General features: G+C 53.2%; 15 protein-coding genes, 1 tRNA gene and 1 other annotated feature. Of the genes, 7 read left to right on the top strand and 9 right to left on the bottom strand.

The genetic code is table 11. The features are described 5' to 3' along the window. Positions 1 to 3 precede the first annotated feature (3 nt). Positions 4 to 1,194: a hypothetical protein gene (locus GWQ31_RS07905; RefSeq protein ID WP_275909057.1), complete on the top strand. Its 1,191-nt coding sequence runs from the start codon at positions 4 to 6 to the stop codon at positions 1,192 to 1,194. A 32-nt stretch (positions 1,195 to 1,226) separates the two neighbouring features. On the opposite strand, the gene dndE is transcribed toward GWQ31_RS07905, so the two are convergent. The 8 genes from dndE to GWQ31_RS07865 form a co-directional block, all read right to left on the bottom strand. Then, positions 1,227 to 1,574, bottom strand: a complete 348-nt coding sequence (gene dndE / locus GWQ31_RS07900; RefSeq protein WP_275909056.1) for a DNA sulfur modification protein DndE — start codon at positions 1,572 to 1,574, stop codon at positions 1,227 to 1,229. Beyond that, complete coding sequence (dndD, locus tag GWQ31_RS07895; RefSeq protein WP_275909055.1) at positions 1,574 to 3,592, bottom strand: DNA sulfur modification protein DndD; 2,019 nt, start codon at positions 3,590 to 3,592, stop codon at positions 1,574 to 1,576. Before dndD ends, dndE begins: the two co-directional genes overlap by 1 nt. Continuing rightward, positions 3,582 to 5,216, bottom strand: coding sequence for a DNA phosphorothioation system sulfurtransferase DndC (gene dndC, locus GWQ31_RS07890; protein WP_275909054.1), 1,635 nt, complete (start codon positions 5,214 to 5,216; stop codon positions 3,582 to 3,584). The genes dndD and dndC overlap by 11 nt, the downstream gene beginning before the upstream one ends. Next, a complete protein-coding gene (gene dndB / locus GWQ31_RS07885; protein ID WP_275909053.1) occupies positions 5,213 to 6,298 on the bottom strand; it encodes a DNA sulfur modification protein DndB in 1,086 nt (361 codons plus the stop codon). Before dndB ends, dndC begins: the two co-directional genes overlap by 4 nt. 144 nt (positions 6,299 to 6,442) lie before the next feature. Next, entirely contained in the window at positions 6,443 to 8,467 is a 2,025-nt protein-coding gene (locus GWQ31_RS07880) for a DNA phosphorothioation-associated putative methyltransferase (RefSeq protein ID WP_275909052.1), read from the bottom strand. After that, the gene (locus GWQ31_RS07875; RefSeq protein ID WP_275909051.1) at positions 8,467 to 9,006 is read right to left on the bottom strand and encodes a hypothetical protein; all 540 of its coding nucleotides are present in this window, start codon (positions 9,004 to 9,006) and stop codon (positions 8,467 to 8,469) included. The genes GWQ31_RS07880 and GWQ31_RS07875 overlap by 1 nt, the downstream gene beginning before the upstream one ends. A gap of 221 nt (positions 9,007 to 9,227) precedes the next feature. Next, positions 9,228 to 9,304 (bottom strand) — tRNA-Arg (locus GWQ31_RS07870). A 50-nt stretch (positions 9,305 to 9,354) separates the two neighbouring features. Next, a complete protein-coding gene (locus GWQ31_RS07865) occupies positions 9,355 to 10,509 on the bottom strand; it encodes a flagellar assembly protein FlgT (RefSeq protein WP_265421661.1) in 1,155 nt (384 codons plus the stop codon). Positions 10,510 to 10,703: 194 nt separating this feature from the next. Between GWQ31_RS07865 and GWQ31_RS07860 the strand changes: the two genes are divergently transcribed. Then, positions 10,704 to 11,324 (top strand): FlgO family outer membrane protein, encoded by a 621-nt coding sequence (locus tag GWQ31_RS07860; RefSeq protein ID WP_275909050.1) that lies wholly within the window; start codon positions 10,704 to 10,706, stop codon positions 11,322 to 11,324. A gap of 16 nt (positions 11,325 to 11,340) precedes the next feature. Then, positions 11,341 to 11,766: an LPP20 family lipoprotein gene (locus tag GWQ31_RS07855; protein ID WP_021140532.1), complete on the top strand. Its 426-nt coding sequence runs from the start codon at positions 11,341 to 11,343 to the stop codon at positions 11,764 to 11,766. Positions 11,767 to 11,835: 69 nt separating this feature from the next. Here GWQ31_RS07855 and pheA read toward each other — a convergent pair whose 3' ends face one another. Then, positions 11,836 to 13,008: a prephenate dehydratase gene (gene pheA, locus GWQ31_RS07850; RefSeq protein WP_275909049.1), complete on the bottom strand. Its 1,173-nt coding sequence runs from the start codon at positions 13,006 to 13,008 to the stop codon at positions 11,836 to 11,838. A gap of 38 nt (positions 13,009 to 13,046) precedes the next feature. Then, positions 13,047 to 13,169, bottom strand: a sequence feature (Phe leader region). A 170-nt stretch (positions 13,170 to 13,339) separates the two neighbouring features. On the opposite strand from pheA, the gene GWQ31_RS07845 reads away from it, so the two are divergent. The 4 genes from GWQ31_RS07845 (at position 13,340) to GWQ31_RS07830 (ending at position 15,817) form a co-directional block, all read left to right on the top strand. Continuing rightward, complete coding sequence (locus GWQ31_RS07845) at positions 13,340 to 13,936, top strand: HAD family phosphatase (RefSeq protein WP_275909048.1); 597 nt, start codon at positions 13,340 to 13,342, stop codon at positions 13,934 to 13,936. 31 nt (positions 13,937 to 13,967) lie between these two features. After that, on the top strand, positions 13,968 to 14,246 hold the full coding sequence (locus GWQ31_RS07840) for a DUF6482 family protein (RefSeq protein ID WP_265461601.1): 279 nt from the start codon (positions 13,968 to 13,970) through the stop codon (positions 14,244 to 14,246). Positions 14,247 to 14,290: 44 nt separating this feature from the next. Beyond that, a complete protein-coding gene (locus GWQ31_RS07835; RefSeq protein ID WP_275909047.1) occupies positions 14,291 to 15,163 on the top strand; it encodes a hypothetical protein in 873 nt (290 codons plus the stop codon). A gap of 105 nt (positions 15,164 to 15,268) precedes the next feature. Then, positions 15,269 to 15,817 (top strand): DUF3157 family protein, encoded by a 549-nt coding sequence (locus GWQ31_RS07830; protein WP_275909046.1) that lies wholly within the window; start codon positions 15,269 to 15,271, stop codon positions 15,815 to 15,817. Positions 15,818 to 15,926: the final 109 nt, after the last annotated feature.

The raw sequence follows: 15,926 nt of genomic DNA, 5'->3' as shown, positions 1-15,926 counted from the left end.
AACTTGGAAGTTTGTACCGTAAATTTTAATATTTTCGAGGATGATTTAGCTGTAGATTTGCTGCAAGAAATTGCAGCAAAATCTTGTATCGATTACTTTATATTTTTTGGTGGTGCACTTAATGGGATAGATATTCCATTAGAGATATTGGATAAATGCATTTGTATAAGTGAATATCCTGTATCTGAACAGTGTATCAAAGAACTTGTTGCTATTTATGCCCTCCTCAATGTTAATGATTGTAATGGATTTTATTTGTACGAGTACGGTAATAGTAAAGAGTTTGTGCCATTAAGTACAATTCCTATATACAATTACCTATATACCTTTATTTTTAGAAAAGATGTTGGTGGTAAGAAAAAGGCTTATATAGAGAACATATTAAATGAGATGTCCACTAGTGAGAATGGACTTTTTCAGTCATTTTATAAAGACTTAAGCCCGATAATATCAAATATTATAATTGATAATGAAATATGGAAATTGTATAACTCTGAAATAAATGGATGTTTATATAAGGAATTGGATGATGATTACTGGGGCTCGCTAAATAATAGCAAAATAAGTGACTTTATATTTAATATATTCAACGCTATTAATAGAAGTATTCCCGTCAAAGAGGATTATGGGTTACAGGCAGCAGAAAGAGTAAAGCTATTAAGAGATGTTGTAGACGATTACATAAGATATTCTAAGTTCAAGAATGAACGAGCGTCTCTTTTATACTGTGCTCTTTTAATTAAAATGGCATTATTTTATAAAAATGCATTGTCATCTAACCTTGCATATAGTTTATTGCTCAGGACATTTGAAATATCAGCAACATTTTTCTTACTTAAAAAAGATGCGTTAGTCGTTGAAAATGGACAGATTTGTATGAAAGGAACGACTAAAAGTATCAATGGCGTTAATATTCTTAAAATACAATTAGAGGTTTGCAATGTTAATATTGACGGAAGGATCATTAGTAAGCTAATTAAAATAAGAAATAAGTCACTTGTTGGGCATGGATTCAATTTTCCACACATAGATGACTTTAATGAGTGCTATGCAGAGGTAAGTCGCACTCTACAAAAAATATTGAAGTGTGAGGAGTATGAATATTACAAGCGATGCTTTGATGCCTTTTCTTTTTTGGAAAAAAGCACTTACCTTTCTGAGATGAAGAAGCTGTTTCCGATAAAGAAGGTATAGTGAGATAAAATATTCACTATACCTTCTTATATTTATAATGAGCAGGTTAAATGGCCTAATGTTTTATAATTACGTAGCCCTGATATTCCATCTTCAACATGAGCAGCCCAGGCTTTTATCCAATCCTTATGATCCAGGTCAGGATATATCATCTGGAGGGTGAGCTCAGTAACAACCAGAGTCTCTCCCAGCCAGGTGATCTTGTCGAGTACCAGGCTACCATCCAGTTTTTTATGGTCTGGGTGGTAGCGAAAATCGGTTTCCACTGAGCGGAAAAAAGCCAAGCGTGCTGCCACATTGGGAGTGATCCCGGTATTGGTTTTTAGTCGTTTAAGCTGCTCTTCTGTTTGGCGGGTGAGCTGCATGCGATTCGGGAGCATTAACAAACCTCCTTGGCTTGCACTTGGACAAGATTCTCTTTCCAGAAGTAGCCTTTGGTCAGCTTTGATGACTTGGTCAGAGCATCAAATTGGATCTGATAGGCATGAGAGATATCATCAGCCAGAGCACTGGCAAAATAGCGTTCATCCACCTCCGTGTCAGTCGACAGCAAGATCACCTGATGACTGGCATAGGGGAAGTAGTGGTGAATTAGCTTGTCTCTATGGTGTGAATCAAGACGCCCCAGCGGGGTATCAATAATGACCGGCAGTTGTCGACCAGACGTTTTGGCCAAGGCCTCCAGGATCGCGATGGCATAAATTTGCTTCTCACCGGCCGAGAGCGACTTTCTATTAATGGCAATACCCGCTTCGTCTACCAGTTCCACATCAAAGGTGTGAGGATTGATCCTGGCCTTAATTTGCAAGTCTTCCTTTCTGGCCAATTTTCGGTAGGCCACTTCAAAATTCTGCTCCAGCGTTTTAACCCGAGCCTGGGTCAGTACATCGCTGTATTCATCCAGCAGGGAGATGGTCTCATTGGCATATTGCACGGCACTCACGGCACCATATTGCTCTCTGGCTTTATCGTGCAGTTTCTGGATCTGGCGGGCACAATCCAGTTGATTCATTACCGCTTGCTTGGCTTGCTCCAGTAGCACCTTGTATTTGTGGCGCTCCTCTTGCCGTTGACTGTCCATGTCTCGCAGGGTTTGGAAGATATCCATTAGCTGCTCATCATCAGGCGCCCGCTCAATATTGCTGGCGGCTTGCTCCAGTTGATGTTCAACCTTGGCCAATTCATGACGCTGCACATCAAATTTGGCCCAAGCCCGTTGGCTTTCCTGACTGATCGCCACGATGATGGCGTGGGTCTCGCGCTCCGAGATATCAAAGAGGACTTCACCTTGCGGTTTATTGGCCATAAAACTATCAAGCTGCTCTTCGATTGCTTGGGTTGTGATGGCCAGCGTCTCTTTGCCTTTAAAGCCAATATTGGCTTTAAGCTGTTCGAGAAAGAGATTGAGCTCTTGGGAAAAGCTGCGAGCCCGTTTTATCTCGATTTCTTTGGTCAGCTGTTGCTGCAGTTTGGCCATGGTGTTGGGGGCCAGTGCAAAGGGGAGGGAACCATCACATTCATGGCGTAGGCTCTTTTCAAGCTGTTCTTTTTCTTTTACCAGTTCAGCAACTTTCTGCTGCTCCTGATTTTTTGTCCGCGCAAATGCACCACCCTGTGCTGCCAACATGGCTTCATATTTCTGAATATCTTGGGTAATCAGGCCAATCCTGGCCATCACCAAATCGGCTTCAAATCGATAATGCTCAGCCTGTTTGGCAGACAGCTTTTTATTCTGTTCCAGCTCAGCCAGTTTTTGCTGTTGTTGGGTACCCAGCTCTTTGGTCCCTTGCTGCTTTAAGTAGATGCCAAGGTCAGTGCGCAGTTTGGCAATCAGATCAAGGCCGAGCAGGCGGCGTACCGCAGTCTGCAGAATCTTGCCTGATTCATCTTCTGCCAGCGAGGCGATTTTTTCGCCATCAAAAAAGAAGAGATCAGCAATACCGTGCGGGATTAACTCATTGAGAAAACCCTGGCACTGTTCATAGTTAAGCTCGTCCAGCGAGACCCCATTTTGCAGCAGCTTGAGTCTATCTTTTTTATTGCGATTCCAGCTTCGAATAACGGTAAATTCAGACTCAGTGCCCCCCTGGTTATAGGTAAAAACCAGTTCGATAGAGGCATCATGAGGTTGTAGCGCTTTGCTAACGCCGTTATGGATCAGCGCCGTAAGTTGGTCAATATAGTCCTGATTGTGGATCAGGTTATCAAAAGCCAGGCGACCATATAGCGCCAAACGAATGGCTGACAAAATAGAGGTTTTGCCTGCACCGTTGAGGCCACCAAAAAGCACGATAGGTCTGTCGTGTCGCTCGTGATCGCGTTTTTGTGGGGTCAACTCTATTTCGTGGTGACCACGAAATACACGAAAGTTATGCAAGACCAACTTCTTAATGATCATTTTTTACTGCCTCACTAAACAGCGCTGCCATATCGTCGGCTTGTGCCAATTGCTTTTGCAATTCAGCAAGCGACTGTTCGATTTGTTCTACTTCTTCTTGATAGAGATCACGCTCGTTGCGCTTTTGTAACTGGGCCTGCTTCTGCTCGATGGCTTCGAGACTGCCCCAATCTTGTTTCAGGATGGTTCCTATTTTGGCGAAGACGCCTTGGCGGCGGCTAAGTCCTTCAAGGGATATTTCGAGTTCTATCAGCTTCATCACCATCTCGGGCTCGACATCATAGCCCTGGCTTAGTTGTGCCAGCAGCTCAGCATCGCTAGCGTTAAATCGAGACTGATCGTCGATTAGCCAATCGAGATCTTCGCCATAAACCTCCTGGTATATAGCTGGCAGTGAGTCATTCCAATCCGGCTCGTTAGGATCAGTTAACCACTCCTGGCGAATCGCATGCAGCTCCGGCTTGGTGATCAGGGTGATGGTGTGGCCACGCAGGTTGAGATCACGCTCCATTTCAAGCAGTTCTTGAAGCCACTCTTTGCGGTATTTCAGCCAGTAAGGTCCAGGGACATGTTTGCGCTCGGCGCTGAGCTCTTCACCCTCTTTAGCATACTGATAGCTCACCTTGCCGGTGCGGCGCTTGTAGTTGCGGTAGGTATCTTTTTGCGCTGGGTCTGTCGTCAGAGCTAGCTGGTTGCGAAACTTGAGCAAGGGCAGCATCCAGTCTTCACCATTTTGGATCAGACTTTCCATCGCTCTGTCTTTGGTTACCACGGTGCAGGTCCAGCAACCAAAGCGTGAATTACCGCAAGAAGGGGTGCTGTCATCAATGACCAATGGACACTCGCCTTGACCCGAGGAGTCCATATAGAGGGTCCAGAGAGGGCGGTTATTGCCTCCCCAGGGGTTCTCCCACTCTTCCACATCATCTGGCGCGTATTTGAAGGCACCACGCAACAGTTTCCATACGTCTTCCACATCCCAGGTATCGATCGGGGTGTAGATAAAGGCATTGGCCAGTGTGGTATGGCGGGCAAGACGAGAGCCATCGATCTTGTGCTTGGCAATTACTTGGGCACGGGAAGCGCTCTCGCTGCTGCGAGAGCCGAGCACAACGATCACCTCTTCAAACTGGCTGACTTTGTCTTTGATAAAGTCACTGACTGGGTTGATCTTCATCCGCTCGGTACACCAGCGGAAGCTGCGAGTGGGGGCTGGATACCCCTTACCCAGCAGGTTGACCCAGAACGTCTCATGGGTTTTGGGGACTACCGGGTGGGAGGTGATAGGAAGAGCATCGCGTTGAGCTCCTTTCTCAATCTGCTTCATGGTGCGGATGATCAAGTCGACAACGACCGGTGTTTCAACCAGTGTGTCTGATGACACTACAAAGACATCCTTGTGCCGCATTTCTGGGGATAATCCCAGCAGAGCCAAATAAATCAAGGTCAAGACGGCAGATGAGTCTTTTCCGCCACTGTATCCAATGACCCAAGGCCGTTTATCAGCGCAATAGATACGTTGAACTTCTGCTACGTATTCTGCCAGTGGTCGTCCGGCAAAGATTTCGGTATTGATGAAGTCTTCATAATCGGCCAGATCATGGGTCTGAATTAAGGGGTTCATTGGGTGACAACCTGAGCTTCAAGTACCTTCTCCTCGGGTGTGAGGGGGAGGTTTAGTGATGTTTTAAGTGCGTTGCAGGTAAGCTGGAGCGCTGTGGTTGATTTGCTGAGCTTGCCATGCGACATGGTTCTGCGAATCCATTCCGGATTGGTTTTGCGCCAATCAATGGTCTTGAGTTTGCCAAGGTCTGTTTGCCAAGTATCAGGATTCTCACTAATAAGGTACCGGCCAAGCATCCCCAGCGCGTGGAGACCGACGCCGTGGGCATGAACGTACTCCTGCCTGAGCTGGGCAGGGGAAACTTCCTTGCGGCTGGCCATCTGCCAATCTGGCATATGGCGATAAACAGTCTGCCAATAGAGTGCCGCCAGTTCAGCCTCTTCTTCCGTACATCCCTCTTTCGACCCTTTGCCCAACAAGGCGCGGGTAGCCTGTTTGATGCTGCTAAGGGTGAATAGCTTGCTTGAAAGCTGCGAGATGCTGGACTTTTCCATTTCCGTCAGACCGATAAAGGGTTCCATATTGCTTGCAAGATGGCGGGCAAGCTCAGAGCCTTGATCTCTATGGTCATAGAGCGTTGACAGTGAAGGGCTGGGTTTGACCGCGTACTTGTTGAGATCAGCAAACATCTGCTGGCTGCGAGTTAATCCTTCATCGACAAAGAACAAGACTGGGATGTTGTCCTGACCCAATTCGGGACGCTCCACCAGTGCTTCTTCGATAGCCTTGCGCCGATGCTGACCATCGTTGATCAGGATCTGTGCATCCATCGGAACCCTTAAGGTACCCAGATTGTTGGAGCCGGGGTGTTCAGCAAATTCGACGTCCACTGCAATTGATGCAGTCAGGGCTGAGAAGACGTAATCCTTGGGATTCTCCAAGAGGTATCGCACCATTTCCGGGATCCGGGATTTGTTCAGGGTGCGCTGTGCCCGTAATTCAGGAGGGACTTCGCTCTCATCGAAGTTGAAAATCTTGGGGATGATGCGCATCGGGCAGGTCGCGATATAGAAGGGGCGACCGGCTTGTATCCCGCGCACGGCGGGAAACGAGTAGCAGTAGTCAGAGTCAAAGTGGTTCATGATGGTGCTCCAGGCTAGTTCTTCGCCACGTGTACTCTTACGTCATAAATTAACGTAATGTCACTTTTTTATAAGATAAAACACGAATGACTGGCGGGGGGCAAGGCATTTTTGATGTTTTTACGTCATTTTAGGGTGGGCATTCTACTCTTTTACGTTGCAAACTCGAAGCCCCACCACATATTTTTTTTGTTCACTGAGGGCAGAATCATATCTTTGATGGCTGAGATTGTGGTCTGTGCGCAGGTCAATTTTTAACAACTTGCCTAACCTCTGCTCCAGTAAGCGCTGTGCCTTGAAACTCGGATCATCCGGTGCCATCAGATAGCTTTTATTAAGCAGCGGTGGCCGGGTCTGCGCATTGATGTAGTCAAAGAAATCGACCTCCTGCTCGGCCATCTTGATCTTCACTCGCTCCACCAGATAGGGAATGGGCTTGCTGAAGTCGTCATACCCCATCAGGCTCACCTTGCCGGAGCGAATGTGCAGTTTGATCACATCGATATCGGTCAAGTCACCATAGAGTTGGCAAGCTGCCCCCAGGTAGACACGCAGCAGCGGCGGTAATTGCGCAATAAAGCATTTGTGCAGCAGCAGTGAATGGCTGGGATAGAGCAGGCTGTTGGGGAGCTGTTGATGGGCCAGCTCGCAGGCCTGGTTGATGAGGGCGATATCCGCGATCTGATAGAGCAGCGCTTTGGCGGCCTGCTGTGCCTGCGGGTTGCCACCGAAAAAGGCTTTGATATCCCGCTGCTGCTCGCTGGGGTACTGGGTATAGGCTTGTCGTTTGCCAAACAGGTTGAGTGCCAGGTAGACCAGCAGATCTTGTTGTCGCTCTTGTTCGGCCTGTTTTAGCTGGGCCAGGTCAAAATGCTGCCCAAGCAGGGTCATGGCTTTGCGATGGCTGCCTGCTATCTCCCTTAACTCGTCGCTTTGTTCAAATTCGTCATTGGCCGGAATGCGTCCAAGGGTCAGTGCCCGCTGCCAAAAGGCTTCAAACAGCGGTTGGTGGCGAGCGATCAGCAGTGCTGCAGTGGCCTGATGGTTGGGGGTGGGCGAGGTCAGCTGCTGCCAGCTGTGGCTTCGACGTTGGCGCTGCGCCAAAAAGCGCTGCTCTTCGAGCTTGTCTTTGAACACGTAGAAGATGCCGGGGCCGACGGCGATGGCATTTTCATCCAGGGTCCTATCGATATAGTGTTTGAGCTCGCTTTGGTTGTAGTAGCGCTGAAAGGTGTTACGAGAGGTGATGACGCCATCTTTATAAGGGGTGAACTGGGCAATAAAGCTGTCGTTGGCCAGCATGGCCGAGACGACCAGCAGAGTTTGGGTCAGCTCCCAGGCTCCGAGCAGCGCCTCCATCCGCTCATCTTGATCCTCAATCACGTTGATCACAAAACCGAGATTGACCAGATGGGAGACAACCTTCTCGCCATCCGGGCGAAAGTTCGGGTCCCAGCCCAGCGCATCAATACCGTGTGCTTCCAGCTCACGCAGGTCATCCCCCCGGCCGCAGCCGTAATCAAACAGCGCATAGTCACCGTCGAGATAACCATGGCGGGCCAGCATCTTCATGGGTGCTGAGAGTTCATGGCGAACCAGCGCCGTTTTATGGCGATCAATCTGTGTGCCACCCTCTTCGGGCGGCAGGGCGGAGGCGCGAAACAGGCGCCCATCAACCAGTTGATAGCCATGTCTTGCGATAAGCCGCTCCCACGAGGCTTTGAAGCCAATCATGCGAGGATGATCGTAAAGTCCCGCTAGCTCCCCCTCTTCGGTGATCTGGCGGCAGCTCTCTGCCTGTGGGTGATCCGGGGTCAGCATGCACTCTTTGCGATGCAGAATGGGGGGATTGTCTTGGTTGTCGTAGTGGGTGATTTTATGGCTCAGTTTGGCCAGATCAACGGTGACGCTCTGCTTGAGGCTGGGATAGGCCTCATCAAAGAAGCTGGGGTAGCTCAGCAGTGACAGCCGGAAATCTTTCTTGGCCAATTTGAGAAGGTCCCACTCATTTTCTGGCAGCTTTAGCGCTTGAGCTACGGCGCAGACAAAGCGATAAAGCAGCGGGCTGGTAGCAGCCAGGGTCTCTTTGTGCAGATAGACCGCATCGGGCAGCACTTTTTTGTATGGCAGGGCTGAGACCAGTTGCGTGAAACGCTCGGGGCTTAGCATCAACACAGACCTTTGAGTTGTTCGAGGGTAAGACGCTTGGGGATACGTCGACCTTGATGAGTTGCCAGCTGCACGATCATGCGACTCTGCTCCGGTCCATAGCTGATATGAAGCGGTCGATCCGCCCCATAAAGATAAAGACGATCAAACGGGGTGTGCTGAGCCAGCCAAAGTGCTACCTGATAGCTGTTTTCCTGTGGGTATATCAAGTCAACTGCTGCTCCTTGCCGAGGGCAGATAAGTCTTCCCCGCTGGTTGAGTTCACATGCTGCATGCTGATCAAGGGTGGGGGCTATGCCGGGTGAGGGATTGGCCAGAATAGTTTTACGCAGCACCGCCCCGCAAAACCCGTAGGTGAGTGACGCAGGTCCGAACATGTGTACCAGCGGGTCGAGAATATGGGTTGCTAGTTCACGGTAGGCCAGCCAGCTGTCATTTTGCTCGGGTAAGTTGGGGCATTGAATACGCTGCCAAGTTTCACCACAGTGAAACAGCATCTCGAAGGTAAAGTGGCGGCTACATGAGCGGTAGATATCCATTGCTCATTTACTCTTTCCATGGCGAAAAGGTCAATGCAGGGCTTCCATTCGCTTAAGGAATGGTAAGCGCTGTTTTTGTATGGTCTGCCTAGTACTCAAGGCTGACGCAGAGATACCGTAACAAAAGATGACACATTCGAGAATTTGGGATGTGCAGAAACACCCAAGCCAAAAACGACCAAGGGGTTGGCACCATGACGATGCCAACCCCTTGTTTTATATGGTGCTCCCGACTGGAGTCGAACCAGTGGCCTGTCCCTTAGGAGGGGACCGCTCTATCCTACTGAGCTACGGGAGCTTTGTGGCGGGCATTATACAAGAAGCCGCTCCCTTTTAAACCCTTGATTCTTATTCCAATACTGCCAAATCCCCGATCTGGATGTTAAACGGTGAATATTTGTTCTGGCTGCTGATGATGGCGCCATCCTCGAATACCTGTACCACTTCGAACAGGCCGTCGGCCGGGTTGCGCATCATGCGGGATTTGCCGTAAGGATCGATGAAGTCGGCGCTGTGCTGGATGCGGTACTGATCCCCCAGCCTGACGCCGTTGCGTCGGCCGAGATTGATGTGGGGGCCTCGCTCGTTCTGGCCTATCACCCGGGCGGTGACAGGGGCACAGTTCAGCTGGGCAACCAGATCCTGCGCCGCTTCCTGCAACTGATAATTCACCTCCTGGCCATAGCTCGACTGCCAGAACTGGCCGCTGCTGCTGCCGACCTGGTCCCGCTTGCCGAAGGTCCAGTTGGCACGCCCCTGATACTCCTTGCGGCTGATCAGGCTGCCGTTGATGCCATCGAACAGGTAGAGCTGCATGCGAAAATTGCGGATGGGGTCTTCATACCAGCTGGTCAGCTGGTTGCCCTGAGGCTCGAGGGAGAGGTCGTCTATGCTGCCGAGCACCAGATACTGGCTGTCGGTGCGCAGGCTGAGGGCCTTGATCTCCTCCAGAGCGCTGCGATCCCCCTGTTGCAGGTGGAGCGGGTCGATGCGCAGGTTCTCGTCCAGCCACTGACGGGCTGCCACGCCTTGCGGTGCGTTGGCCAGGGTCTCGAACATACGGCGTGACAGGTTGGCAGGCATGTCGTCGAGGGCGCCGTAGCTAGCCTGATCCGGATAGCGCAGCCGCAGCCGTACCAGTGTCAAATCCTTGGCGTAATGCTGGGTCTGGCAGATCTGGCGCTCGGCCTGAATGTCGGCCTGTAGCGTGATGTACATGCGGCCGTTGCGCACCTCTTCCCGTTTGAGCCGGTACTGGCGAATGTCGCCACCGGAGCGGATCTGGATCTGCTCGGAGCGCAGGCTGCCGTTTTCCAGGCGCTGTATGCTGGAGACGGCAGCGCCGCTCGCCAGCAGGGCCTGGCGCAGGGCGTCGCGGGTCGCCTGCTCACGGGCATAGGCCTCGTCGCCCCCCAAAATGGCGGCACTGCCCTGGGCTTCGATAAGCTCGGCCCGGGCTGACAGGCTGGCCAGCAGCAGGATTAACAGCAGCGGTAATTTCATGACAAACACCTTGAATATGCGGGTCGGCGCATTCACTCCTGTCGAAGTGACGGCGCCGGCCGATACAGACCACAGAACCGTGTCAGTTGCACAGCACACTGCAAATCAAAAGCAAGATTCATGCCTCATTCCTGACTCAAGCTTTGGCCGGTCGAACCGATAACGAATCAGGTGCAGATACAGGAAAGGTATCCATGAACAAACTCATCACGGCGTTGGCCCTTGCGCTGGCCCTGACCAGCTGTAGTTCCGACCCCATCAATCGGGATCAGGGTGACCCTCGCCAGGCCGCTGTTGGCATGGAGCTCAACTGGCTGGTGGCCCGCATGACCGATCAGCTGATGGAGCGCAAGTCGCTCACGACCCTGACCGAGCCCATTGCTGTCTCCTCCTTCGTCGATCTCGATACCCTGCAGGACACCAACTGGATGGGGCAGCAGATTGAGGAGAGCTTTATTTACGAGCTGAACCGCCGTGGGGAAGTGGTGGTGGACTTCAAGATGACCGGCAGCATCAAGGTAACCCCTCAGGGTGACTTCGTGATGAGCCGCAATTACAAGGACCTTTCCCCCCGTCTGCCCATCTCCCGCATCCTGACCGGTACCTTCAGCCGCAATGGCAAGGGGATCCTGGTCAATGCCCGCATCATAGATCTGCGGACCAAGATGGTGGAGACCACAGCCCAGAGCCTGATCCCGCAAAAATACCTGTTTGGCGCCAACAATTCGTTCGGCCGGGCCTCCATCAACCGTGGTTATCTGATGCGCGATAGTCAGGCGCGTCCCGGCGGCCATCTGGTCAACCTGACGCCCTGATATAGGAGTGATCACAATGAAAATCCTGTTTGGATGCCTGCTGGCCCTGCTGCTGACCGCATGCAGTGGCAATCGGGTGGTCAACTACGGTGGCAACAACAAGCCTGATGACTTCCCGGTGCTCAAGGCGGTCGGTTATGCGGTGATCGATATCCAGCCCGGCCCGTCCCAGTCAGAGAAGATGTTGCAAGCCATCCGGGCTTCCAAGATGGATGCCTACCGCGAGCTCGCTGAACAGCTTAATGGCCAGCAGGTACGGGGGCAGAGCAGCTACAAGGACCTGACTCAGACCTCCAATTCGCTGGATGTGTCCGTGGCCGGCATGGTGCGCGGCGCCCGGGTAGTGGCCTCCTATCCCCGTGGCAATACCTATGCCACCGAGATGGAGCTCGATACCCGTGCCCTCTACAACATCAACCAGTTGATGGCGGGCCAGTTCTGACGGCGTGCCGAGCTGAGGTAAAAACAAAAAGGCGAACATGATGTTCGCCTTTTTGTTTGCTGTTGACGGTCAGTTGCCCATCAGGACCGGCGGCACTGTGGTCGGCTTGACGTCTTCGCTCGGGTAGCAGCCAAGCACCTTGATGTAGCGGGTGAGCTTGGTCAGCTCGATCAATGCGGCTTGCATGGCCGGCGTCTGCAGGTTGGCGGAGACATCCAGATAGAACATCTCTTCCCAGGGGTTGCCCTGTACCGGCCGGGATTCAAGCTTGGTCATGTTGATCTCGTTGTTGCGCAGCACCAGCAGCGCCTCCACCAGGGAGCCCGGTTTCTGGGAGGTGGACATGATGAGGGTGGTCTTGGCCGGAATTTGCGGCGCTACGTCGATGGGTTTGCGCGCCACAACGATGAAGCGGCTGTAGTTCTCCTTCTGGTTGGCGAGCTGTTCGGCCAGCACGTTCAGGCCATAGAGCTCACCGCCGGCTGCGCTGCCGATGGCGGCGGCATCGGGGCTGGCCAGCTCTTTCACCTTCATCATGGCGCTGGAAGAAGAATCGCAGATCTCGTGGCGCGCCCCTTCCAGCTTGCTGAGGTAGTAGGAGCACTGCTGGAACACCTGGGGATGGGCGTAGAAAGTCTTGATGCGACCCAGCTCTGTCGGCACTGCGGTGAGGATGCAGTGCTCTATGGGATAGGTCAGCTCACCGACGATGGAGAGGCTGGTGTGCTGCATCACGTCATACACCTCGTTGATGGAGCCCGAGCTGGTGTTCTCGATGGGCAAGACGCCAAAGGCGGCGCGCCCTGACTCCACCGCATCCAGCACCTCGCGGAAGTTCTGGCAATTCACCTCTATCACCTGATCCTTGTAGCGGGCCAGATACTTGCGGGCCGCCAGGCTGGAGTAGGAGCCGCGCGGGCCTAGATAGGCGACGCTGGTCATGGGCTCCTGCTGCTCCGGGTTGAGCAGGCTCTGCAGATAGGCCTGCTGGGAGAGCACCGAATCTTCGATGATGGTGTGGTAGATGCGGGTGATGTACTGGGCATCCAGCCCCAGCAGCCGGCCCTGCTGGATCAGGGCGACCAGCAAGTCCTGCTCGCGCTGGGTATCGCGAATGGGACGGGGATTGGCCTGCTTGGCACGGGCGACCTCGATACTGAGAGTCTTGCGCTTGGCCAGCAGGGCAAGCAGCTCCTGATCCAACCGGGTGATGTCTTGTCTGATCTCGTCGAGCGTAGCCATGATTGTTCCCTATCCAAGTAATCGATTGTTGTAGCTGCAAAAAAAAGCCTCCACTAGGGGAGGCTCGATTCGTCTTTGGTTGCTGTTCACGCGACGACAGGGCCTTCCCTCATGTGGGCCGGATAAACGAGAAAGCAAAGAAGAATGGTGCGTGCATGGGTCTTGTCCTGAAAATATCGTCATAACCATTAAGGGATTTGGACCCGGGATGCAAGTAAAACTTGCCCGTGGGGTGCGAACGGAGCAGGGTATTTGCTGGCGCTGGCCGGGGCGCTAAAGAGCTGGATTGGTACTGTCAGCCTGGCGGCAGAGGCATATGGAGGAAGTGAACATGGCGATTATTTTCGATCTGGGGCGGGTAGTGGTGAGCTGGGATCCTGTGGCCATAGTGAGTTCGGTGCGAGGGCCGGGCGGCGCTGAGGCGCTGGCGGAGCGGCTGTTCAACCACCCGGACTGGCTGGAAGTGGACAGGGGCACGCTGTCACTGCATACCATGGCCCGTCAGGCGCAGGAGCGTACAGGTTTGTCAGCGGCAGAGAATCTCACCATTTTGCAGGCTGTGCCCGCTTCGCTCTTGCCGGATCCCGCTATGCTGACCCTGATAGCCGAGCTGCATGGCGCAGGCCACACTCTCTATGCGCTCTCCAATATGGGTCATGCCAGCATCGACTGGCTGGAGCAGCAGCCGTTCTGGCGCTTCTTCAGCGGCAAGGTGGTGTCGGCGCGGGTGCGGATGATAAAGCCGGAGCCGGATATTTACCGCTACCTGCTGGTGTCGTTTGATTTGAAGGCCGACGAGTGTCTGTTTATCGATGACAGCCCCGCCAATGTGGCCGCTGCCGAAGCGCTGGGGATCAGGGGCATGGTGTTTACCGATGCGCACAGCTGTCGTCAGCAGCTGGTATCGCTGGGCTATCTGCCCGGTTGAGCTGACTGTCAGGAATGCTCGAGGAGAAGTCATGGAGCATGGCCGGTTTCGCAATTGGTTGAGTCACTATCCGGCTGCCGGCTTGCTGATTGCCTGCAAGGATGGCAGCGGTTACCAGCTCTGCGTCGATGTGGATGGCGAGATGCAATGTCTCACCGACAGTGAGGGGGCACGGCTGACATTCGGCTCCCTCGAACAGGCCGAAGGCTTTTTGCGAGCACACAGAGTGCATCAGGCGAAACTGCGGATTTATGACTCCATCCAAGATGAAAATGAAGATAATTGTCATGAAATTATAATTAAATTCTGATTAAACTTGTTTTTTAAGGGTGTATTCAGGATTGTACCGGCACAATGGCCGCCAATTCATCATCCGGTGCTGTCGTTATGGCTGCCAATATAGTTGTGCTGAATCGAGGATACGATCAGACCTTTCAGACCAGGGAACAGTCACTTATCGAGACCCTGGCCAGTTACGGCGAGCTGGTGGTCTCCTTTTCTGGCCGACTGGAATCCTGCTACAGCATGGATTTGTGCCGAGCCAGCGGCGTCCGGATCCGGGCCATCACCCTGGACAGCCCGACCCGCCACCGCAAGGAGATAGCGCGGGCCAAGCGCTACTGCCAGCGCTACGGTATCGAGCAGATCGTCATCAAGACCGACGAGATGATCTTCTGCGATCATCTGCGTCACCTCAACGAGGTCATCGACCCTGTGCGCTATATCTGCCACCTCATGGCGCAGGAAACTGACTGGAGCCATCTGCCCATGCTGTTGCCCGCCCCGGTCGAGGAGCAACAGGAGTACTTGCATCGTTTTGGCACTTTGCCGGCCAACACCCTCTGGCTGTTTGCCGAGCAGGGCATGACCCACAGGGATTTTCGCTATGGTTTCAACAAGCGACAACTGGGGCGCTGGGGCAAGAGCGCCTATGGCTGCTTGAGCCGCCGCTTCTCCGATCTCGAGCTGGTGGACAAGCATCATCTGCGGATGGTGGACATGGCAGAGCAGATGCTGGCCGACATGGGGTTGGAGGAGGCGCAGGTGTTCTTTCATACCCTCTCCGATCAGGCGACTACCCTGGCGCGGGTGAGAGTGCCACCGAAGCTTCGTGCTCAGGCCTTTGATCTGCAACCGGATATCCTCAATGCCCTCAAGAGCACAGAGTTCGATCTGGTGACCCTGGACATGGTGCAGGAAGAGGAGCGACAGGAGTCTCTGCGCTGAGACGAGCGCCACGGCAGAGGGCAAGAACGTGAGTCGGGTCATAGGCAAGCCGGAGCCGACTCTTTATACTGACGCCCTTTTCCATCGACGCCGAGCCATCACCCTATGAAACCCTTGTCCCGCCTGCTGGTTGCCCTCTGCCTGTCCCCCTTGTTGGCTCAGGCCGCCCCCATGACCCAGGTGACCCTGCCGGATGGCCGCCAGGTGCAGCTCAACGATGACTTCACCTGGGAATATCTGCTGATCAAGCCGACGGCGAGCGGCGAGAGGGCCACGGGTGCGGTTGCCGTGCCTGTGCTGACCGAGCAGGCGATGACCAATCCGGATCTGCTGGCTCAGGTGGTCAAGGACGGCATCGGCGTCAAGCTCGACAAGGTTGAGGGCTCGGATCCCTTGCTGCTGCAATTTACCGTGAGCAACACCGGCACCCGCAGCGTGGTGCGGGTGCGTGGCACTGTCACCCTGTTCAGCGAACAGGGTGCGCAGCTGGCCAGACAGGAGGCCCGTTTCTGGGTCGGCGAGAACCGTCTGCCGGAATCCTATCTGCGCAAGGGGCAGCAGCGTCCCTCCCTGGTGCTCGAGATGCCTCGCCCGGCTGGCCTGACCGGCAAACCCCTGGTGCGGGTCGAGATTGAGGAAGTGGAGTTTCGCTAAGCCCTTGCCAAACAGGCTCCGTTACGGAGCCTGTTTCAGTTCAAGTGTTAACCCGGTAACCGCCAGCAACAGTTGCTTACATCTGACATGATTTGGCAACAGCTTGCCG

It is taken from the genome of Aeromonas sp. 2MA4 (genome assembly GCF_029237305.1).
GTDB classification, from domain to species: domain Bacteria; phylum Pseudomonadota; class Gammaproteobacteria; order Enterobacterales; family Aeromonadaceae; genus Aeromonas; species Aeromonas salmonicida.
The sequence above is the reverse complement of the archived record's forward strand: the minus strand, read 5'-3'. Positions and strand labels throughout refer to the sequence as shown.